Origin of the sequence: Pseudomonas sp. RIT-PI-AD, assembly GCF_025642785.1 — a bacterium.
In the GTDB taxonomy this organism is placed as follows: domain Bacteria; phylum Pseudomonadota; class Gammaproteobacteria; order Pseudomonadales; family Pseudomonadaceae; genus Pseudomonas_T.
Genome location: NZ_JANZKU010000014.1, coordinates 1 through 19,878, shown reverse-complemented (window position 1 = coordinate 19,878; position 19,878 = coordinate 1). Strand labels below are relative to the sequence as shown.

The following is a 19,878-nucleotide window of genomic DNA, read 5'->3' as shown; positions in this document are numbered from 1 at the left end:
ATCGGCCTTTTCCTGCCAGGTATCGTCCGTTGACCGCCGTTCGCAGCAAAATCTGTGGCATTACCCGCATCGAAGACGCGCTTGCCGCGGCCGCGGCCGGCGCGGACGCCATCGGCTTGGTGTTCTATCCCGCCAGCCCGCGCGCCGTGAGCCTGGCACAGGCCCGCGCGATCATCGCGGCGCTGCCGCCCTTCGTGACCACCGTCGGACTTTTCGTCGATGCCAGCCGCTGCGCGCTGGGCGAGATTCTCGATGCGGTTCCGCTCGACCTGCTGCAGTTCCATGGCGACGAGAGTCCAGAGCAGTGCGAGGGACACGGGCGTCCGTACATCAAGGCGCTGCGGGTCCGCGCGGGCGAAGATATAGAGGCCTACGCCCAGGCCTATCGCGGTGCTTCCGGCATTCTGCTCGATGCCTACGTCGCCGGTGTGCCGGGCGGTACCGGGCAGGCGTTCGACTGGTCGCTGGTTCCCGGGCGCCTGTCCAAGCCGGTGATCCTGGCGGGGGGTCTCACTCCGGAGAACGTCGCAACCGCAATCCGCCAGGTGCGGCCTTACGCGGTGGATGTCAGCGGCGGCGTCGAGGTCGGCAAGGGGATCAAGGACGGCGACAAGGTCCGGGCATTCCTGCGCGAGGTCCGGCTTGCCTGAAGGGTTCGTGGGCGTCCCGGGCGGGCATACGGGCGATACATCGCTCGCCATCAACCGCGTCCCCGGGCTTTCGCCGTACCGGCATGCACCGCCGCGCCATGTGACGGCTTTCGGCCGCCCGCCGTCCATACCCCAATCCGCTTTGCGCGCGACCGTCGCGCGCTCCGGGCACGCGTCGATCCTCCGCCGGGGCGGATCGAAGCACCGGTGGCGTCTCGCGCATGGGCGGAACATCTGGCATTTCGCGGCGGTCCTTGGAGGGCCGGCGCTCGAGCGAGCGGTTCCCCGATACGGTAGCCAGGCCCTGGCGGACGCCGTATCGCGTCGGTCGCATCGATGAATTCGCCCGGGGCCGTCCAGCTATGGATCGCTGGCGTCCGGGCCTGAAGCTTTGGGAGAACGAGAGCATGAGCAACTGGCTGGTAGATAAACTGATTCCCTCGATCATGCGATCCGAGGTGAAGAAAAGCTCGGTGCCGGAAGGGCTCTGGCACAAATGCCCGTCCTGCGAGGCGGTGCTGTACAAGCCCGAGCTGGAAAAAACCCTGGATGTCTGCCCCAAATGCAATCACCACATGCGCATCGATGCACGGGCGCGTCTGGATATCTTTCTCGATCCCGAAGGGCGTGAGGAAATCGGCGCGGAGCTGGAGCCCGTTGACCGGCTCAAATTCCGCGACAGCAAGAAATACAAGGACCGTCTCGTCGCCGCGCAGAAAAGCACCGGCGAAAAGGACGCGCTGATCGCCATGCGCGGCAGCCTGCTGCAAATGCCGGTGGTGGCGGTGGCTTTCGAATTCAGCTTCATGGGCGGCTCGATGGGCGCCGTGGTCGGCGAGCGCTTCGTGCGCGCGGCGAACATCGCCCTCGAGCAGCGCTGCCCCTTCGTCTGCTTCGCCGCGTCCGGCGGCGCGCGCATGCAGGAAGCGCTGATTTCGCTGATGCAGATGGCCAAGACCTCCGCGGTCCTGGCGCGTCTGCGCGAAGAAGGCATTCCCTTCGTCTCGGTATTGACCGACCCCGTCTATGGCGGCGTCTCCGCCAGTCTGGCGATGCTGGGCGACGTGATCGTCGCGGAACCCAAGGCGCTGATCGGCTTCGCCGGCCCGCGGGTCATCGAGCAAACCGTGCGCGAGAAGCTGCCGGAAGGGTTCCAGCGCAGCGAATTCCTGCTGGACCATGGCGCCATCGACATGATCGTCCACCGGCAGGAATTGCGTCCGCGCCTGGCCCGGTTGCTGGCGCAGCTCACCCATGCCAAGGCGCCTGCGTTGCTTTCGGCGATCGCATGACTCCAACCACCCTCGGCGAGTGGCTGACCTATCTCGAACGGTTGCATCCCAATGCCATCGACCTGGGACTCGACCGGTGTCGCGACGTTGCCGAGCGGCTCGGCCTGCGCAGGCCGGCGCCGCGTGTGGTCACCGTCACGGGCACCAACGGCAAAGGTTCGACCTGCGCGTTCCTCGCCAGCCTGCTCAAGGCCCAGGGCCTGAGGGTCGGCGTCTACAGTTCGCCGCACCTGCTGGTCTATAACGAACGCGTCCAGATCGACGGCCGCCTCGCCGAAGATGCGCGGCTCTGCGAGGCGTTCGCTGCGGTGGAGCAGGCGCGTGGCGAGATCACGCTGACCTATTTCGAAATGGGCACCCTGGCGGCGTTCTGGTTGTTCGAGCGCGCGGCGCTCGATGTCGCCGTCCTCGAGGTAGGCCTCGGCGGGCGCCTGGATGCGGTGAACCTGATCGATGCTGACCTGACACTGGTGACCAGCATCGGCCTGGACCATGCCGACTGGCTGGGCGAAACCCGCGAAAGCGTGGCCTACGAGAAGGCCGGCATCTTCAGGCCGCACATACCCGCGCTGTGTGGCGACCTGGACCCGCCGGACTCGCTGTTGCAGAGCGTGCAGCGGCTGGATGCGCCGTTTTACCTGCGGGGCCGGGACTACGACCTGGCGATAGGCGAGCAGGGATGGCACTGGCGTGGCCTGGACTCCGCGGGTCGCCTCCTCGAGTTGCACGACCTGCCGATCCTGGACCTGCCCATGGAGAACGCCGCGCTGGCGCTCCAGGCCTATGCGTTGCTGGGGTTGCCCTGGCAACCCAGGTCCATGGCGATGACCTTGCTCAGCACCCGCCTGGCGGGCCGCTTCGAGCGGCGGCATCTGCTCTGGCGCAGCAAGCGACTCACATTACTGCTGGATGTTGGGCATAATCCCCATGCCGCCGAGTACCTGGCCCAGCGCCTGCGCGCGCGCGCAGCGGGCGGTACGCGGCGGGCGGTGTTCGGTCTGCTCGCCGACAAGGACCTGGACGGGGTGCTGGAGCCGCTGCTCGGGGTGCTCGACCATTGGGCGGTAGCGCCTTTGCCGACTGCCCGGACGCGGCCCGCCGAAGCGCTGCAAGCCGCGCTGCTGGCACGCGGTGCGCAGGTCAGCGTCCACGCCGACATCGACTCGGCGCTGGAAGCACAGTGCGAAGCGGCGCGGGCGGGCGACGAAATTCTGGTCTTCGGATCTTTTTATTGCGTGGCCGAGGCGCTGCAATGGCTGACCGGGCATGCCCAGGGGGAAACGGAAGATGGCCGTGCTGGATAAAGTGCTGAGACAACGCATCGTCGGGGCGCTGGTGCTGCTGGCATTGGCGGTGGTATTCCTGCCGATGCTGTTTTCCCGCGAGGACGAGCGGCGCCACGTCACCGTCGACGCGCCGGCCATGCCGCAATCGCCGGGCATACCGAAAATCGAAATGGACCCGGTGGATGTACCGGAGCCCGTTGCGACGCAGGAAGACCCCTTGCCACCGACCGAGCCGATTCCCGGCGCGGAGGTTGCCGCTTCGGAGCCGATCCAGCCGCTGCCGCCGGCCGTCGAGCCGACCCCGGTAGAGCCGGCCCCGACACCCGTGGCCACCGCGAAACAGCCGCCTCCGCCCAAGGCGGTGCCGACCCCGACGCCCGTCGCGACGCCTGCAGCGCCTGCGGAAACGCCGGTCGCCGGCGACCCCGAGAGTCGTCTGGACGAGAACGGCCTGCCGATCAGTTGGTCGGTGCAACTGGCGAGCCTGTCCAACCGCGCCAGCGCGGAAGCCTTGCAGAAGAAGCTGCGCAACCAGGGCTACAACGCCTATATCCGCAGCATCGATGGAATGAATCGGGTGTTCGTCGGGCCGGTGATCGAGCGGGCCGAGGCCAACAAGCTGCGCGATCAGCTGGGCAAGCAGCAGAATCTCAACGGTTTCCTCGTACGTTTCCAGCCCGAACGCGGTTGATCGCCACAAGGCGACCGATCTGCGGCTTACCCGAGGGGAAGGGCTCTGTTAAAATGCAGCGCCTCTTCGTTCATGGGCTGTATCGTGACATTCACCTGGGTCGACTGGGCGATCATCGCCATCATCGCCGTTTCCAGCCTGATCAGCCTCAAGCGTGGTTTCGTCAAGGAAGCGCTTTCGCTGCTGACCTGGATCATCGCGGGCGTGGTGGCCTGGATGTTCGGTGGCGCCTTGTCGCAGTACCTGGCCGAATACATCCAGACGCCATCGGCGCGGGTCATCGCCGCTTGTGTCATCCTGTTCGTCGCCACCCTCCTGGTGGGGGCGATGATCAACTTTCTCATCGGCGAACTGGTACGGGTCACCGGCCTGTCGGGAACCGACCGCTTCCTCGGCATGGTATTCGGCGCGGCGCGGGGCGGCCTGCTGGTGGTGATCGCGGTAGGCCTGCTGAGCCTGGCGCCGGTTCAACAAGATCCCTGGTGGCAGCAGTCGAGCCTGTTGCCCCATTTCCTGATGGTCGCGGATTGGTCGAAAAACCTCATCTTGGGGCTCACCAGTCAGTGGCTCGCCGGCAGCCTCGGCACACCCAGCTGAGCTGCCGATACAAGGCCGCCGCCAGCCCCCACCCGGGCCGAGGCGGCCAGAATAGCCTGAACTACTAGCAGGGGTTGCGACACATGTGCGGCATCGTCGGTATCGTCGGTAAGTCGAACGTCAATCAGGCGCTGTATGACGCGCTCACCGTCCTCCAGCACCGCGGCCAGGACGCTGCCGGTATCGTGACCAGCCATGACGGCCGGTTGTTTCTGCGCAAGGACAACGGCCTGGTACGGGACGTTTTCCAGCAGCGCCACATGCAGCGCCTGGTCGGCCACATGGGCATCGGCCACGTGCGTTACCCCACCGCCGGCAGCTCCAGCTCGGCGGAGGCCCAGCCGTTCTACGTCAACTCGCCCTACGGCATCACCCTGGCGCACAACGGCAACCTGACCAACGTCGAGCAGTTGTCCCAGGAAATCTACGAGTCCGACCTGCGCCACGTGAACACCAATTCCGATTCGGAAGTGCTGCTCAACGTGTTCGCCCATGAGCTGGCGGTGCGCAACAAGCTGCAACCCACCGAGGACGACATCTTCGCCGCCGTCTCCGAAGTCCATGAGCGCTGCCGTGGCGGCTACGCGGTGGTCGCGATGATCCTCGGTTACGGCATCGTCGGCTTCCGCGATCCCAACGCGATCCGGCCGATCGTGTTCGGCCAGCGCCATACTGACGAGGGCGTGGAGTACATGATCGCCTCGGAGAGCGTATCCCTGGACGTGCTCGGGTTCACTCTGATCCGCGACCTCGCCCCGGGCGAGGCCGTATGGATCACCGAGGGCGGCAAGCTCTACACCCGCCAGTGCGCGAAGAACCCGCACTACGCCCCCTGCATCTTCGAGCACGTCTACCTGGCGCGTCCGGATTCCATCATGGACGGCATCTCGGTCTACAAGGCGCGCTTGCGCATGGGCGAGAAGCTGGCCGAGAAGATCCTGCGCGAGCGTCCGGAGCACGATATCGACGTGATCATCCCGATCCCCGATACCAGCCGCACCGCCGCGCTGGAATTGGCCAACCACCTCGGGGTCAAGTTCCGCGAAGGCTTCGTGAAGAACCGCTACATCGGCCGGACCTTCATCATGCCGGGCCAGGCGGCACGGAAGAAGTCGGTGCGGCAGAAGCTCAACGCCATCGAGCTGGAGTTCCGCGGCAAGAACGTGATGCTGGTGGACGACTCCATCGTCCGCGGCACCACCTGCAAGCAGATCATCCAGATGGCCCGCGAGGCGGGGGCGAAGAACGTCTATTTCTGTTCCGCCGCGCCCGCGGTGCGCTACCCCAACGTCTACGGCATCGACATGCCGAGCCCGCACGAGCTGATCGCGCACAACCGCAACACCGAAGAGGTGGCCGAGCTGATCGGCGCCGATTGGCTGATCTACCAGGACCTCAAGGACCTGGAGGACGCGGTGCGCGAGGGCAATCCCGAGATCACCGAGTTCGACGACGCGGTGTTCACCGGCGAGTACATCACCGGCGACATCAACGAGGCCTACCTGAACAAGATCGAGCAGGCGCGCAACGACGCCTCCAAGGTCAAGACCCAGGCGGTCAGCGCGATCATCGACCTGTACAACAACTGAGCGAGCGGCCGGCAGGCGCCGGCCATGGCTCGCGATAGCGGGAATCCGACATGACGAACGAATGGGATGCGGGACGGCTCGACAGCGACCTCGACGGCGCGGCATTCGACACCCTGGCGGTACGGGCCGGCCAGCGCCGCGGGCCGGAAGGGGAGCACGGCGAAGCGCTGTTCCCCACCTCGAGCTATGTGTTTCGCAGCGCCGCGGACGCCGCCGCGCGCTTCGCCGGTGACGTGCCCGGCAACGTTTATTCGCGCTACACCAACCCCACGGTGCGGACCTTCGAGGAGCGCATCGCCGCCCTGGAAGGCGCCGAGCAGGCGGTCGCCACCGCGTCCGGCATGTCGGCGATCATGGGCGTGGTGATGAGCCTGTGCAGCGCCGGCGACCATGTGCTGGTGTCGCGCAGCGTGTTCGGTTCGACCATCAGCCTGTTCGAGAAATACCTCAAGCGCTTCGGCATCCAGGTGGATTACCCGCCGTTGGCCGACCTGGGCGCCTGGGAAGCGGCGTTCAAGCCGAACACGCGCCTGCTGTTCGTCGAGTCGCCGTCGAATCCCCTGGCGGAGCTGGTGGACATCGCCGCCCTTGCCGAGATCGCCCATGGGCGTGGCGCGCTGCTGGTGGTGGACAACTGCTTCTGCACCCCGGCCCTGCAACGGCCGCTGGCCCTGGGCGCCGACGTCGTCGTCCATTCGGCGACCAAGTACATCGACGGCCAGGGCCGCAGCATGGGTGGCGTGGCCGCCGGGCGCGGCGAGCTGATGAAGGAAGTGCTGGGCTTTCTGCGCACGGCGGGCCCGACCCTCAGCCCGTTCAATGCCTGGATTTTCCTCAAGGGGCTGGAAACCCTGCGCATCCGCATGCAGGCCCACTGCCAGAGCGCGCAGCGCCTGGCGGAATGGCTCGAAGGTCAACCGGGCGTCGAGCGGGTCTACTACGCCGGCCTGCCGAGCCATCCCCAGCACGAGCTGGCCAAGCGTCAGCAGAGCGGCTTCGGCGCGGTGGTGAGTTTCGAGGTCGCCGGTGGCCAGGCCGCGGCCTGGCGGTTCATCGATGCCACTCGGATGATTTCCATCACCACCAATCTCGGCGACACCAAGACCACCATCGCCCACCCGGCGTCCACTTCCCATGGGCGCCTGTCGCCTCAGGAGCGCGCCAACGCCGGCATCGGCGATAACCTGATCCGCGTGGCCGTCGGCCTGGAAGACGTCGCCGACATCCAGGCGGACCTGGCCCTGGGGATCGCCGCCCTGTGAGCGAGCCGGCGACGCTGGACTGGACCCTCGAAACGGCCGCCCCGAGCCATGGCAGGGTGGCACTGGTCACCGGTGCCGCGCGGGGTATCGGACTGGGGATTTCCGCCTGGCTGATCGCCGAGGGCTGGAAGGTGGTACTCGCCGATACCGATAGGCTGCGTGGCTCCAAGGTGGCCAAGGCACTGGGCGGCAACGCCTGGTTCGTGGCCCTGGATGTCAGCCAGGAGAATCAGGTGGTGACCAGCGTCGCCGAGGTACTGGGCCAGTTCGGCCGCCTCGATGCGCTGATCAACAACGCGGCTCTGACCGATCCCTACAACACGCCGTTGCACCAGTTGCCGTTATCCGAGTGGAACCGCGTGCTCGCCACCAACCTCGGCGGGCCTTTGCTGCTCGCCAAGCATTGCGCGGAGTATCTGCGGGCCCACAAGGGGGCGATCGTCAACCTGACCTCGACCCGCGCGCGGCAATCCGAACCGAACGGCGAAGCCTATGCGGCGAGCAAGGGCGGCCTGCTCTCGCTCACCCATGCGCTGGCCGTCAGCCTGGGGCCGGATATCCGCGTCAACGCGGTGAGCCCGGGCTGGATCGATGCGCGCGACCCGGGAGCCAGGCGCGGCGCACCGCTGGATGCCGAAGACCACCGGCAACATCCGGCCGGAAGGGTCGGCGACGTCGAGGACGTCGCCTCGTTGGTGGCCTGGCTGGTTTCCGAGGACGCCGGGTTCGTCACCGGCCAGGAATTCATCGTCGACGGCGGCATGACCCGCAAGATGATCTATCGCGATTGACCGCCGCCGTGCGGTAGGGACACTGGACGGGCCGCCCGAGAAGAGCGGCCCGTCGCTTTTTCAGCGACGCGGATTCACCGGGTGCCTGGCTGGCGCAAGTCCACGGCGGGCACGCCCTGGCCGTCGAACAGCAGGCGCGGCTCGCTGGGCAACAGGTTGCGCTGGCGCTCGGTCGGTTGGTCACCGAGGACGCGGATATCGCTGTATTTCTTCCCGGATAGCGCGGCCAGGCCGGCGCCGTCGCGGACCACGGTGGGGCGCAGGAATACCATCAGGTTGCGCTTCACATGGCCGTTCTTGGTCGAGCGGAACAGCCGGCCGAGGAACGGGATGTCGCCGAGCAGCGGCACCTTGGAGTCGGACTGGGTGACGTCGTCCTGGATCAGCCCGCCGAGCACGATCACCTGGCCGTCTTCGGCGAGGATGGTGCTCTTGATCGAGCGCTTGTTGGTGATCAGGTCGACCGCCTTGGCGGTGAGGGTGGTGCTCGGTGCGATGGAGGAGATTTCCTGCTCGATTTCCAGGCGTAGGGTGGCGCCTTCGTTGATGTGCGGGGTCACCTTGAGGGTGACGCCGATGTCCTTGCGATCCACCGTGGTGAAGGGGTTGTTCGAGCCGGAGGTGTTGGTGGTGTAGGAGCCCGTCTGGAAGGGCACGTTCTGGCCCACCAGGATTTCCGCCTTCTGGTTGTCCAGGGTGAGCAGGCTGGGCGTCGACAGCAGATTGCTGTTGCTGTTCGCCGACAGCGCGGTGACCAGGGCACCGAAGTTGTCGCTGCCGAGGCCGATGATTGCGCCGTCCGGCAGGTTCTCCGGGGGCTTCTTGTCGCGCAGCGCGGTGAGCAGGGTACCGACCGAAAGGCCGGTGTTGCTGAAGTTGACGCCGCCGGCGCCGCCCCGGCCACCCCGTGCGTCCACCGCCCATTGCACGCCGAGGGCATCGTTGATGTCCCCGGAGATCTCGACGATGGCCGCTTCGACCATCACCTGTGCCCGCGGCACGTCCAGTTGCCGGACGATATCCTCGAGGGCGTTGACCGTATCGGGCTCGGCCAGCAGCACCAGGGCGTTGAGGCTCTCGTCCGCGCGGATGAGGATGTTCTGCGGCTTGCCGGTGGAGGCCGCCGCGGCGGTGCCGGCCGCGGCCGCCCCCTCGGGGGTCTTCAGGCCTTCGGAAATCTCGCCGAGGGTTTCCGCCAGGCTCTTCGCATCGTTATGCCGCAAGCGGATGACCCGGGTATTGGCCGAGCGGGTGGTCGGGGTGTCCAGGGACTTGGCCATCGCCGCGAGCTTCGCCCGCGCGGCCGGTGGGCCGAGGAGGATCAGCCGGTTGGTGCGGCCATCGGCGATCACCTGGGTGCCGCTGGTGCCCTTGGCCTGGCCCCGCGCGATGCTGTTGTTGAGCACTTCGGCGGCATCCATCACCCAGGCGTACTGCAGGTTGAGGACGCTGTAATCGCGGTCGCCAGCCTGGTCGAGCTGGCGGATCAGGTCCTCGATGCGCGCGATGTTGGCGCTGCGGTCGCTGATGATCAGCGCATTGGACGAGGTCACCGCCGCCAGGTGGCCATATTGCGGCACCAGGGGGCGCACCAGTGGGATCAGCTCCGCCACCGGCGAGTGCTGGACCTGGATGACCCGGGTTTCCAGGCTGTCCGGGGCGCTGCGGCCATTGTCCGCCTCGGCCTTGGCCTCGGCGTTGGGGATGATGCGGGCCTGGTCGCCCTGGGTGATTACGCTGAAGCCGTGGGTCGCCATCACCGAGAGGAACAGCTGATAGACCTCGCTCAGGCCCAGGGGCGATTTGGACACCACGCTGACCTGGCCCTTCACCCGTGGATCGACGATGAAGGTCTCGCCGGTGATGTCGGCGACCTGGTCGATGAACTCGCGGATGTCGGCGTCCTTGAGGTTGATGGTCCAGCTGTCCTGCTGCGTGCCGGTCGCGCTGGTCTGCGCCGGACGGTTCTGTCCGGGTTCGGCGGCCAGCGAGGGCAGGGAGACGAAGGCGAGGTGGGCGGCGAGCAGGGCGAGCGTGAGGCGAGAGAGTGTCGGAAACATCGGTTCAGTCGCTTTCCATGGGCTGTTCGGTGGGCGTCTCGGGCGGGGGCAGATTGCCGGCCGCTTCCATCTGTTGGCGCAGGGCTTCCATGCGTTGGCGCAGCATCTCCGCATTCTCTTCCTGTAAACCACTGAGGGGATCGTTGTTATCCACCGGCGGCTGGATCGCATCGTCCGTGGGCGGCGCGCCGTAGCCGCCGCCGTCCTCGGCACCGCTGTCGCTGGAGCTCGCGCGGCTGCTGGGGAACGGCAGGCTCTCCAGACGTCCGTTGCGCTCCAGTTCGACGCGATCACGATAGACCGCATGCAGTTTTACGCCAGCGTCGAGTTCCTGGCCAAGGCCGAAACGCTGTGGCTTGCTGCCTTCGCGCTGGATGATCGCGCTGGAGCGGGCGGGGTCGTTATGCACGAAGCTGCCGTGCAGGGTCAGGCGTAGGTTGGTGGCCGGGGGCGGCCCGTCGGCGGTGCTGCCGGGCGTGCCGAACAGGCGCTGCATGTTGTCCAGGCTGGGAGGGCTGGCGGGTGCGGCGGCGGCGCTGGCGGCATTGCCGGCCGGCTCGCGCAATTGGCGCAGCCAGGCGAGGGTTTGCCAGGCCAGGCTGACGCTCATGGCGATCATCAGCACGATGCCGATCAGGAGCGGCAGGTGACGGAGCGGCCAGGACGGGGCACTGGATGGGGGCAAGGCGTCTATCACTCCCTGAATAGCTTATCGATCTTATTTTCCGGTAGATCGCGGCGGATCATATCAGCTCGCGCGAAAGGCGCCAGGGGGTGTGGAAGTGTGTGCGGCAGGAAAAATGATGTGCTACACATAACGGCGCTAACGCCGGCCTCGTCCAAAAAAATTCCTTGCGGACGTGCGCCAATACCTCGTTCGATACGAAAAAATGTATACCCTGTCGCGCCACGGCGAGCCAGGCTCGCGATATGGATTTCAGGGTTCTCCTGCTTGAAGGCACGCCACGGATGAATGCACCACTTGCCGAAGCGCCGATGCGCCGTTTGCCCTTTGGTTTCGCCAAGCGCCACGGCGTACTGCTGCAGGACGGCGGTGCGCCCTGCCTGGTCCACCGCCCGGGCGTCGAGCTGGTCGCATTGAGCGAAGCCCGGCGCTTCGCCGGACGCTACTTGCCGTTGAAGGCGCTCGCGCCGGATGCCTTCGAACATGCCCTGGCGATGGCCTATCAACATGATTCGTCCGCCACCATGCAACTCGCCGAGGATCTCGGCGGCAGCCTCGATCTGGCCGCCCTGGCCGAGCAGATCCCGGAAACCGAGGACCTGCTGGAGCAGGAGGACGACGCGCCGATCATCCGCCTGATCAACGCGGTGCTCGGCGAAGCGATCAAGGAAAACGCTTCCGACATCCACTTGGAAACCTTCGAGAAACGCCTCGTCGTGCGCTTTCGCGTCGACGGCATGCTTCGCGAGGTGCTGGAGCCCAAGCGCGAACTCGCGGCCTTGCTGGTGTCGCGGATCAAGGTGATGGCGCGCATGGACATCGCCGAGAAGCGCGTGCCCCAGGACGGGCGGATTTCCCTGCGGGTGGCCGGGCGCGAGGTGGACATCCGCGTCTCGACCCTGCCTTCGGCGAACGGCGAGCGGGTGGTGCTGCGGTTGCTCGACAAGCAGGCCGGCCGCCTCACCCTGCAGCACCTGGGCATGAGCGCGCGCGACCGGCAATTGATGGACGAGACGGTGCGCAAGCCCCACGGCATCCTGCTGGTCACCGGCCCCACCGGCTCCGGGAAGACCACCACGCTGTACGCCAGCCTGGTCACCCTCAACGACCGCACGCGCAATATCCTCACGGTGGAGGACCCCATCGAATACCACTTGGAGGGCATCGGCCAGACCCAGGTCAACCCGAAGGTCGACATGACCTTCGCCCGCGGCCTGCGCGCGATCCTGCGTCAGGACCCCGACGTGGTGATGGTCGGCGAGATCCGCGACCAGGAAACCGCCGAGATCGCGGTGCAGGCCTCCCTCACCGGCCACCTGGTGTTGTCCACCCTGCACACCAACAGTGCCATCGGCGCCATCACTCGCCTGGTGGACATGGGCGTCGAACCGTTCCTGCTGTCTTCCTCGCTGCTCGGCGTACTGGCCCAGCGCCTGGTGCGGGTGCTGTGCCCGCATTGCAAGGAAACCTACGTCGCCGACGAGTCGGAGTGCGCCTTGCTCGGCGTGCCGGCGGATCGCGCGCCCACCCTGTACCGCGCCGCCGGCTGTCTCGAATGCCACCAGCACGGCTATCGCGGGCGTACCGGCATCTATGAGTTGGTGGTGTTCGACGATCACATGCGCACCCTGATCCACCGCGCCGCCGGCGAGCAGGAAATGACCCGTCACGCCCGCACGCTTGGCCCGAGCATCCGCGACGACGGCCGGCGCAAGGTGCTCGAAGGGGTGACCACGGTCGAGGAAGTCCTGCGCGTCACGCGGGAAGAATAATGGCCGCCTTCGAATACCTCGCCCTGGACCCCAAGGGTCGCCAGCAGAAAGGCGTGCTGGAGGCCGACAGCGCCCGGCAGGTCCGCCAGTTACTGCGCGAGCGGCAATTGGCGCCCCTCGAAGTCAAGGCCACCCGGACCCGCGAACAGGCCGCCAGTGGTGGCCGTTTCAGCCTGTCGCGCGGCTTGTCGGCGCGCGACCTGGCCCTGGTGACCCGTCAATTGGCGACCCTGGTGCAGGCCGCCTTGCCCATCGAGGAAGCGTTGGGCGCGGCTGCCGCCCAGGCCAGCGCGGCACGCATCCAATCCATGTTGCTGGCGGTGCGGGCGCGGGTGCTCGAAGGGCATAGCCTGGCCGGCAGCCTGAAGGAATTCCCCGCGGCTTTCCCTGACCTCTATCGCGCCACCGTGGCCGCCGGCGAGCATGCCGGCCACCTCGGGCCGGTGCTGGAGCAACTCGCCGATTACACCGAGCAGCGCCAGCAATCCCGGCAGAAGGTCCAGCTGGCGCTGCTTTACCCGGTGATCCTGATGTGCGCCTCCCTGGGTATCGTGGGTTTCCTGCTCGGCTACGTGGTGCCCGACGTGGTGCGGGTGTTCGTCGATTCGGGGCAGGCCTTGCCGGCCTTGACCCGTGGCCTGATCGCGGTGAGCGAACTGGTCAAGCACTGGGGCTGGCTGGGCGTGCTGCTCGCTGTCGCGGCGCTGGTGGCGGCCCGCGTGGCCCTGCGCGACGAAACCGTCAAGCGGCGCTGGCACGCGTCGATGCTGCGCATTCCATTGGTGGGCCGTCTCGCCCGTTCCACCGACACCGCGCGCTTCGCCTCGACCCTGGCGATCCTCACCCAGAGCGGCGTACCGCTGGTGGAGGCGCTGGGCATCGCCGCGGAGGTGATCGCCAACCGGGTGATCCGCGGCGACGTGGTGATGGCGGCGCAGAAGGTGCGCGAGGGCGGTAGCCTCACCCGCGCCCTGGAGGCCAGCGGGCAATTCCCGCCGATGATGCTGCACATGATCGCCAGCGGCGAACGCTCCGGCGAACTGGACAAGATGCTCACGCGCACGGCGCGCAACCAGGAAAACGACCTCAGCGCGCAGATCGCGCTGCTGGTCGGGCTGTTCGAACCCTTCATGCTGGTGTTCATGGGCGCCGTGGTGCTGGTGATCGTACTGGCGATCCTGCTGCCGATTCTTTCGTTGAACCAACTCGTGAGTTAAGGAGCGAGCAAGTGCGCAAGCAAACCGGTTTTACCCTGATCGAAATCATGGTGGTGGTGGTGATCCTCGGGATCCTCGCTGCCTTGGTCGTACCCCAGGTCATGAACCGGCCCGACCAGGCCAAGGTGACCGTCGCCCGTGGCGACATCAAGGCGATTTCCGCGGCGCTGGACATGTACAAATTGGACAACTTCGCCTATCCGAGCACCCAGCAGGGTCTGGAGGCGCTGGTGAAGAAGCCCACCGGGAATCCCCAGCCGAAGAACTGGAACAAGGACGGCTACCTGAGCAAGCTGCCCATCGATCCCTGGGGCAATCCCTACCAATACCTGGCGCCGGGCACCAAGAGCGCCTACGACCTGTATTCCTTCGGCGCCGATGGCAAGGAAGGCGGCAGCGACAATGACGCCGACATCGGTAACTGGGACAAGTGATGCCGGGTCCGGCGCCTGCTGTCGCCGTTGCCCTGGCGTTTCGCCCGGGCACGCGGGATCGGCATGGATAGCGGGGCGCGGGGCTTCACCCTCATCGAGCTGCTGGTGGTGCTGGTGATCATCGGCACGCTGGTCGCATTGACCACCCTGAGCACCGGCATCGCCGGGCCGGGGCGCGAGTTGCGCAACGAGGCCGAGCGCTTGTCCGGCTTGATCGGCGTACTGGCCGACGAAGCGGTGCTGGATAACCGCGAGTACGGCGTGCGCCTGGAGCGTGATCGCTACCAGGTGATGCGTTTCGACGAGCGCAGCGGGCGCTGGACGCCCCTGGGCGAGCAGGCGCACCGCTTGCCCGAGTGGGCCGAAATGCACTTCGAGCTGGACGGCGAGGCCCTGATACTGCCTACTCCGGAAGGCGAGGAACAGGGCAAGGGGAAAGGCAAGGGCAAGGCGTCCGACGTGCCGCAACTGCTGATCCTTTCCAGTGGCGAGTTCACCCCGTTCCGTCTGCAATTGAGCGAGCGCCGCGCGGACGGAGTGCGCCTGGCCTTGTCCAGCGATGGCTTCCGCTTGCCGAAGGTGGAAAGCGGAGCGGGGCGCGGATGAAGGCGTCGCGCGGTTTCACCTTGCTGGAGGTGCTGGTGGCCTTGGCGATCTTCGCCCTGGTCGCCGCCAGCGTGCTTACCGCCAGCACCAGCAGCCTGAAGAACGCCGCGCGCCTGGAGGACAAGACCCTGGCCATGTGGGTGGCCGACAACCAATTGAGCGAAATGCAACTGGCCGATCCGCCCCCCGGCGACGGGCGCGAGCAGGGTGAGCTGGACTATGCCGGCCGGCGCTGGCAGTGGCAGACCCAGACCGAAGCCACCAGCGACCCGGACATGCGCCGGGTCCAGGTGTGGGTGGCCTTGCGTCCGGTACGCGGGCGCACCGGCGGTGGCCTGGAGGACCGCGCCCTGGTGCGCCTGGTCGGATTCATCGGGGGGCAGCCATGAAGCGGTCGCGCGGCTTCACCCTGCTGGAACTGCTGATCGCCATCGGCATCTTCGCGCTGCTGGGCGTCGCCACCTATCGCATGCTCGACAGCGTGTTGCGTACCGATACCAGCACCCGGGAGCAGGAGCGCCAACTGCGCGAGGTGACGCGCGCCCTGGCGGCGTTCGAAAGGGATTTGCAGCAGGCCGTGGCCCGTCCGGTGCGCGATGGCTACGGCGAGCCTTTGCCCGCGCTGATCGGTGAAGAGGAGGACAGCGCGGCCATCGAATTCAGCCGGCTCGGCTGGCGCAATCCCACCGGCGGCCTGCGTTCGCGGGTCCAGCGCATCCGCTGGCAACGCTCCGGCGAGCAATGGGAGCGACGCTACTGGACGGTGCTGGATCGTGCCCAGGACAGCTCGCCCAAGATCCAGCAGGCGCTGGACGGCGTCACCGGCCTGCACCTGCGCTACCTGGACAAGGACGGCAACTGGCAGACCCGCTGGCCAACCGAGGAAGACGACTCCTCGGAGCGCCTGGAGCGCTTGCCGCGAGCGGTCGAGCTGGTCCTGACCCATCGCCGCTACGGCGAGCTGCGGCGCATCGTGCGCCTGGTGGACGGGCAGAAGAAGGAAGCCCCGGGGGGCCTCGGCGCTGGCGACGGCGGAAACGACGAGATACCCGGCGGCACGCCACCCTTGCCGGACACGGCGCCATGAACCGGCCACAACGGGGCGTGGCCCTGCTCACCGTGCTCCTGGTGGTGGCGGTGGTCACGGTGGTCTGCGCGGGCCTGATCGCCCGGCAACAATTGGCGATTCGCGCCAGCGCCAATCAGTTGCATACCCGGCAGGCCTGGCAATACGCGCTGGGGGGCGAAACCCTGGCGCGGGCGATCCTGCGGCGGGATTTCCGCCTGGGCAACCCGGCCCAGCAGATCGATCACCTGGGCGAAGCCTGGGCGCAACCCACCCGATTCCCGCTGGACGACGGCGGCGAGCTGGAAATCCGTATCGAGGACCTGAACGGGCGGTTCAACCTCAACGCGCTGCTGCGGCAGGCCGGGCAGAACGAGGAAACCGGCGCGGCGCAAGCCGATCAGAAGGCCATCAAGCAGTTCCGGCTGCTGCTGACCCGCCTGGGCATCGACGCCTCCGTCTATCCCCAGCGCTTGCTCGACTGGCTCGACCCGAATAAAGAGATGACCGGGGTGAACGGCGCCGAGGACGACCAGTACCTGTTGCTCAAACCGCCTTACCGCGCCGCCAATCGGCCGATCAAGGACCCTTCGGAATTGCGCCTGCTGCTGGATATGAAAGAAACCGATTTTCGCCGTCTCATGCCGTACATCAGTGCGCTGCCGGCGGATGCCAGTCTTAATGTGAACACCGCCAGCGCGCCGGTGCTGTCCAGCCTTGCCGAGACGTTCGAACCGAGCCTGGCCCAGGCGGTGACGGTGCTGCGCGGGCGCGCCGGTTTCGCCAGCGTCGATGCCTTCACCTCGTTGCCGGTGCTGGCCGGGTTGGGCGAGCTGGACGGGATGGAGCTGTCGGTGCGCAGCCAATATTTTCAGGTGGTCAGCGAGGTACGCCTCGCCGAGCGCCGTCTGGTGCTGGTCAGCATCCTGCAGCGCGGCAGCGATGGCCGGGTGCAGGTGCTGTCCCGTGATCTGGGGCAGGACGGATTGCCGTCCGTGCCCGTCGAGGAGCCGAAAGGATGAGTCAGGCGTTCATTTTCTTGCCGCCCGAGGCCAGTGGCGGAGCCGACGCGGAGCGTCCGGTGCTGCTGGTCAAGGATGGCGTGGTCCAGCGGCAGGGGTTCGCCGAGGCGGTGGTCGAGGCGGGGCCGAGCTGGCGGCTGGTGCTCCCCGTGGAGGTGGTCACCGCCTGTACCGTGCAACTGCCCACGCAAAAGACCCGCTGGCTGCGCCAGGCATTGCCCTTCGCGGTCGAGGAGCTGCTCGCCGAGGAAGTGGAGGGCATGCACCTGGCGCTGGGCGCCTCGCTGGCGGACGGTCGCCACCGGGTCTATGCGCTTCGGCGTAGCTGGCTGGCGGCCTGGCTGGCGCTCGCGGCGGAGCAGGGCAGCCGGCCGCGGGCCATCCACGTGGATGCCGACCTGCTGCCGGCCGCAGGCACGCAACTGGCGTGGCTCGACGGACGCTGGTTGCTGGGTGGGGAGATGGCCACGCGCATGAGTCTGCAGGATGCGGACTGGGCCGATCTCGCCACCCTTTGCCCGACCCCGGTAACCGGATATGCGCCAGCGGAACGGCAGGTCCTGGACGCGGTGGACGACTGGCAATCGCCCGAGGAACCGCACCTGTGGCTGGTATCCCAGGCCCACGGCGCGGCCTGCGATCTGGCCCAGGCCGATTTCGACATGCGCGAGCGGGACCAGCGCTGGCGGCAATGGCGGCCGCTGCTGGGGGTGTTGGGCCTCTGGCTGGTCCTGCAGTGGGGCTTCAACCTGGCGCAGGCCTGGCAACTGGAGCGTCGCGGCGATGCCTACGCCCAGGCCAGCGCTGCGCTTTACCACGAGCTGTTCCCCCAGGACAGCAAGCTGATCAACCTGCGCGCACAATTCGACCAGCACCTGGAGGCGACCAGCACGGTCGGCCAGGGGCACCTGCTCGCCCTGCTCGATCAGGCGGCCACGGCATTGAGCGCGGGCAGTGCCCAGCTACAGGTGCAGCAACTGGATTTCAGCGATAACCGCGGGGACCTGGCGCTTCAGGTGCAGGCTCCCGGGTTCGAGGAACTGGAACAACTGCGCGAGCGCTTGATCGCCGCCGGGCTGGCGGTGCAACTGGGCTCCGCCAGCCGCGAGGCGGGCGGCGTGAGCGCGCGTTTGGTGATAGGAGGCTGAATGCGGTTCGACATGACGTTACCTTTTCCCGGCCAGCGCGCCCTGCTGGCCCAGCGCTGGCAGGCGATGCCTTCCCGGGATCGCCTGGCCATCACCCTGCTGGCGCTGTTCATGCTGCTGGTGGTGCTCTACCTGGGGCTCTGGCTGCCCGCCGAACGGCGAGTCGAGCAGGCTAAAACCTATTTCGAACAACAACGCGCCTTGAATCTCTACCTGCAATCCCGCGCGCCCGAAGTGCGCGGGCTCCAGGACCGTCCGGCCCAGGCCAGCGTCGATCCCGCACGCTTGCAAGGCGTGGTCACTTCGACGGCGGCCGAGCAGGGGCTGGCAGTCGAGCGCCTGGACAACGAAGGCGAGGCCGGGGTCCAGGTCAGCCTGCAGCCCGCTCCTTTCCCGCAATTGCTGCGTTGGTTCCTACAGTTGCAAGAACAGGGGGTGAGCATCCAGGAGGCGGGCCTCGACCGAGCAGAGGAGGGACGGGTGGCGGCACGCCTGAGCCTGAAGGCCGGTTCGTGATTTGTTTGGCTGCGACGAAAGGGCCGTTGCCCGCGTGCGTTCTTCGGTCGCAGTATGGTTTGCATCGTCGAAAATCTTTCGAGCATGCGAGTAAGTGGACTAATGAAGTGGCCGTGAGACACGGCTATCAGAGGATGGAGAACTATGAAAAATCTACGGTTCAGCCACAAGATTCTGTTGGCGGCATCCTTGGTGGTGATTGCCGCCTTTACCTGCTTCACCCTGTACAACGATTACCTTCAGCGCAATGCGATTCGCAACAACCTGAACAGCTACCTGAAGGAAATGGGGCAGGTGACCGCCAGTAACATCCAGAACTGGCTCAGCGGGCGGATCCTGCTGGTGGAAAACCTGGCCCAGGCCATCGCCAGCGACGAGCGACCGGAAGCGATCCTGGCCGCCTTGCAGCATGACTCGATGAAATCCACCTTCCTCTACGCCTACTACGGGCACAACGACGGTGGCTACCAGCAATCCCCGGACACGCAATTGCCCGCCGACTACGATCCCAGGCCGCGGCCGTGGTACCAGGGCGCCGCGACGGCTTCCACCACCACCCTCACGCCGCCGTACATGGATGCCGACAGCAGCAACGGGCTGCTCATCACTATCGCGCGGGCGGTGGGTAGCGGCGCCAATCTGCGTGGCGTGGCCGCCGGCGACCTCAAGTTGGAAACCATCGCGCGCATCGTCAACTCGCTGAATTTCGGCGGCATGGGCTACGCCTTCCTGGTCAGCGCCGACGGCACGGTGCTGGTCCACCCGGACCAGAACAAGGTTCTGAAGAACCTCAAGGAAATTTTCCCCGCCGGCGCGCCGCCGATCAGCGACTCGCTCTCCGAGGTCAAGAACCTGGAGGGTGCGACCCGCATCGTTACTTTCAGCCCGGTCAACGGGTTGCCCTCGGTGCAGTGGTACGTCGGCCTGTCCATCGATAAGGACAAGGCCTACGCCATGCTCAGCGAGTTCCGCACCTCGGCGATCCTGGCCACGGTGATCGCCGTGGTGCTGATCATCTTCCTGCTGGGCATGCTGATCCGCGTGCTGCTGTTGCCGCTGACCCACATGGGGGCGGCGATGAAGGACATCGCCCAGGGCGACGGCGACCTGACCAAGCGGCTGGACGTGCAATCCCAGGACGAGTTCGGCGAGCTGGCGCGGGCCTTCAACCACTTCGTCGAGCGCATCCACAGC

Annotated in this window: 20 protein-coding genes; 18 read left to right on the top strand and 2 right to left on the bottom strand. The window is 66.7% G+C overall.

From position 1 onward, the window contains the following. Positions 1–29: 29 nt before the first annotated feature. The 8 genes from OGL92_RS13620 (at position 30) to OGL92_RS13585 (ending at position 8,158) form a co-directional block, all read left to right on the top strand. Complete coding sequence (locus OGL92_RS13620) at positions 30–650, top strand: phosphoribosylanthranilate isomerase (protein ID WP_263144246.1); 621 nt, start codon at positions 30–32, stop codon at positions 648–650. 407 nt (positions 651–1,057) lie between these two features. Continuing rightward, entirely contained in the window at positions 1,058–1,942 is an 885-nt protein-coding gene (gene accD / locus OGL92_RS13615) for an acetyl-CoA carboxylase, carboxyltransferase subunit beta (protein WP_263144245.1), read from the top strand. Beyond that, on the top strand, positions 1,939–3,246 hold the full coding sequence (gene folC, locus OGL92_RS13610) for a bifunctional tetrahydrofolate synthase/dihydrofolate synthase (protein WP_263144243.1): 1,308 nt from the start codon (positions 1,939–1,941) through the stop codon (positions 3,244–3,246). Before accD ends, folC begins: the two co-directional genes overlap by 4 nt. Beyond that, positions 3,230–3,919, top strand: a complete 690-nt coding sequence (locus tag OGL92_RS13605; protein ID WP_263144242.1) for an SPOR domain-containing protein — start codon at positions 3,230–3,232, stop codon at positions 3,917–3,919. Before folC ends, OGL92_RS13605 begins: the two co-directional genes overlap by 17 nt. Positions 3,920–4,003: 84 nt before the next feature. After that, positions 4,004–4,516, top strand: coding sequence for a CvpA family protein (locus OGL92_RS13600; RefSeq protein WP_263144240.1), 513 nt, complete (start codon positions 4,004–4,006; stop codon positions 4,514–4,516). An 83-nt stretch (positions 4,517–4,599) separates the two neighbouring features. Then, the gene (gene purF, locus OGL92_RS13595; protein WP_263144238.1) at positions 4,600–6,105 is read left to right on the top strand and encodes an amidophosphoribosyltransferase; all 1,506 of its coding nucleotides are present in this window, start codon (positions 4,600–4,602) and stop codon (positions 6,103–6,105) included. A 50-nt stretch (positions 6,106–6,155) separates the two neighbouring features. Then, a complete protein-coding gene (locus OGL92_RS13590; RefSeq protein WP_263144236.1) occupies positions 6,156–7,367 on the top strand; it encodes an O-succinylhomoserine sulfhydrylase in 1,212 nt (403 codons plus the stop codon). Then, on the top strand, positions 7,364–8,158 hold the full coding sequence (locus OGL92_RS13585) for an SDR family oxidoreductase (protein WP_263144235.1): 795 nt from the start codon (positions 7,364–7,366) through the stop codon (positions 8,156–8,158). Before OGL92_RS13590 ends, OGL92_RS13585 begins: the two co-directional genes overlap by 4 nt. Before the next feature lie 74 nt (positions 8,159–8,232). Here OGL92_RS13585 and gspD read toward each other — a convergent pair whose 3' ends face one another. Together gspD and OGL92_RS13575 are read right to left on the bottom strand one after the other, a co-directional pair. After that, positions 8,233–10,218: a type II secretion system secretin GspD gene (gene gspD, locus OGL92_RS13580; protein ID WP_263144233.1), complete on the bottom strand. Its 1,986-nt coding sequence runs from the start codon at positions 10,216–10,218 to the stop codon at positions 8,233–8,235. A gap of 4 nt (positions 10,219–10,222) precedes the next feature. Then, positions 10,223–10,903 (bottom strand): type II secretion system protein N, encoded by a 681-nt coding sequence (locus OGL92_RS13575; protein ID WP_263144231.1) that lies wholly within the window; start codon positions 10,901–10,903, stop codon positions 10,223–10,225. 284 nt (positions 10,904–11,187) lie between these two features. Here OGL92_RS13575 and gspE point away from each other — a divergent pair, with 284 nt between their 5' ends. The 10 genes from gspE to OGL92_RS13525 all read left to right on the top strand — a co-directional run. Continuing rightward, positions 11,188–12,675, top strand: a complete 1,488-nt coding sequence (gene gspE, locus OGL92_RS13570) for a type II secretion system ATPase GspE (RefSeq protein ID WP_263144229.1) — start codon at positions 11,188–11,190, stop codon at positions 12,673–12,675. Then, positions 12,675–13,892: a GspF family T2SS innner membrane protein variant XcpS gene (xcpS, locus tag OGL92_RS13565; RefSeq protein WP_263144227.1), complete on the top strand. Its 1,218-nt coding sequence runs from the start codon at positions 12,675–12,677 to the stop codon at positions 13,890–13,892. The genes gspE and xcpS overlap by 1 nt, the downstream gene beginning before the upstream one ends. 47 nt (positions 13,893–13,939) lie before the next feature. Further along, entirely contained in the window at positions 13,940–14,326 is a 387-nt protein-coding gene (gene gspG / locus OGL92_RS13560) for a type II secretion system major pseudopilin GspG (protein WP_263144379.1), read from the top strand. A 63-nt stretch (positions 14,327–14,389) separates the two neighbouring features. Next, positions 14,390–14,932 (top strand): type II secretion system minor pseudopilin GspH, encoded by a 543-nt coding sequence (gene gspH, locus OGL92_RS13555; RefSeq protein ID WP_263144226.1) that lies wholly within the window; start codon positions 14,390–14,392, stop codon positions 14,930–14,932. Further along, entirely contained in the window at positions 14,929–15,321 is a 393-nt protein-coding gene (gene gspI, locus OGL92_RS13550; RefSeq protein ID WP_263144224.1) for a type II secretion system minor pseudopilin GspI, read from the top strand. Before gspH ends, gspI begins: the two co-directional genes overlap by 4 nt. After that, positions 15,318–16,019 carry a type II secretion system minor pseudopilin GspJ gene (gene gspJ / locus OGL92_RS13545; RefSeq protein ID WP_263144222.1) on the top strand — a complete coding sequence of 234 codons (702 nt, stop codon included), beginning with the start codon at positions 15,318–15,320 and terminating at the stop codon, positions 16,017–16,019. The genes gspI and gspJ overlap by 4 nt, the downstream gene beginning before the upstream one ends. Then, the gene (gspK, locus tag OGL92_RS13540; RefSeq protein WP_263144219.1) at positions 16,016–17,020 is read left to right on the top strand and encodes a type II secretion system minor pseudopilin GspK; all 1,005 of its coding nucleotides are present in this window, start codon (positions 16,016–16,018) and stop codon (positions 17,018–17,020) included. Before gspJ ends, gspK begins: the two co-directional genes overlap by 4 nt. Then, positions 17,017–18,168 (top strand): type II secretion system protein GspL, encoded by a 1,152-nt coding sequence (gene gspL, locus OGL92_RS13535; protein ID WP_263144217.1) that lies wholly within the window; start codon positions 17,017–17,019, stop codon positions 18,166–18,168. The genes gspK and gspL overlap by 4 nt, the downstream gene beginning before the upstream one ends. After that, positions 18,169–18,684, top strand: coding sequence for a type II secretion system protein M (locus OGL92_RS13530; protein WP_263144216.1), 516 nt, complete (start codon positions 18,169–18,171; stop codon positions 18,682–18,684). Positions 18,685–18,828: 144 nt separating this feature from the next. Beyond that, positions 18,829–19,878 (top strand): cache domain-containing protein (locus OGL92_RS13525; protein ID WP_263144215.1); only part of this gene is annotated, 1,050 nt, incomplete at its 3' end.

Coding starts and splice junctions, on each gene's coding strand:
- accD (WP_263144245.1), top strand. CDS start 1,058: ATGAGCAACTGGCTGGTAGATAAACTGATTCCCTCGATCATGCGATCC.
- folC (WP_263144243.1), top strand. CDS start 1,939: ATGACTCCAACCACCCTCGGCGAGTGGCTGACCTATCTCGAACGGTTG.
- OGL92_RS13605 (WP_263144242.1), top strand. CDS start 3,230: ATGGCCGTGCTGGATAAAGTGCTGAGACAACGCATCGTCGGGGCGCTG.
- purF (WP_263144238.1), top strand. CDS start 4,600: ATGTGCGGCATCGTCGGTATCGTCGGTAAGTCGAACGTCAATCAGGCG.
- OGL92_RS13590 (WP_263144236.1), top strand. CDS start 6,156: ATGACGAACGAATGGGATGCGGGACGGCTCGACAGCGACCTCGACGGC.
- gspD (WP_263144233.1), bottom strand. CDS start 10,218: ATGTTTCCGACACTCTCTCGCCTCACGCTCGCCCTGCTCGCCGCCCAC.
- gspE (WP_263144229.1), top strand. CDS start 11,188: ATGAATGCACCACTTGCCGAAGCGCCGATGCGCCGTTTGCCCTTTGGT.
- xcpS (WP_263144227.1), top strand. CDS start 12,675: ATGGCCGCCTTCGAATACCTCGCCCTGGACCCCAAGGGTCGCCAGCAG.
- gspG (WP_263144379.1), top strand. CDS start 13,940: ATGGTGGTGGTGGTGATCCTCGGGATCCTCGCTGCCTTGGTCGTACCC.
- gspH (WP_263144226.1), top strand. CDS start 14,390: ATGGATAGCGGGGCGCGGGGCTTCACCCTCATCGAGCTGCTGGTGGTG.
- gspI (WP_263144224.1), top strand. CDS start 14,929: ATGAAGGCGTCGCGCGGTTTCACCTTGCTGGAGGTGCTGGTGGCCTTG.
- gspJ (WP_263144222.1), top strand. CDS start 15,318: ATGAAGCGGTCGCGCGGCTTCACCCTGCTGGAACTGCTGATCGCCATC.
- gspK (WP_263144219.1), top strand. CDS start 16,016: ATGAACCGGCCACAACGGGGCGTGGCCCTGCTCACCGTGCTCCTGGTG.
- gspL (WP_263144217.1), top strand. CDS start 17,017: ATGAGTCAGGCGTTCATTTTCTTGCCGCCCGAGGCCAGTGGCGGAGCC.
- OGL92_RS13530 (WP_263144216.1), top strand. CDS start 18,169: ATGCGGTTCGACATGACGTTACCTTTTCCCGGCCAGCGCGCCCTGCTG.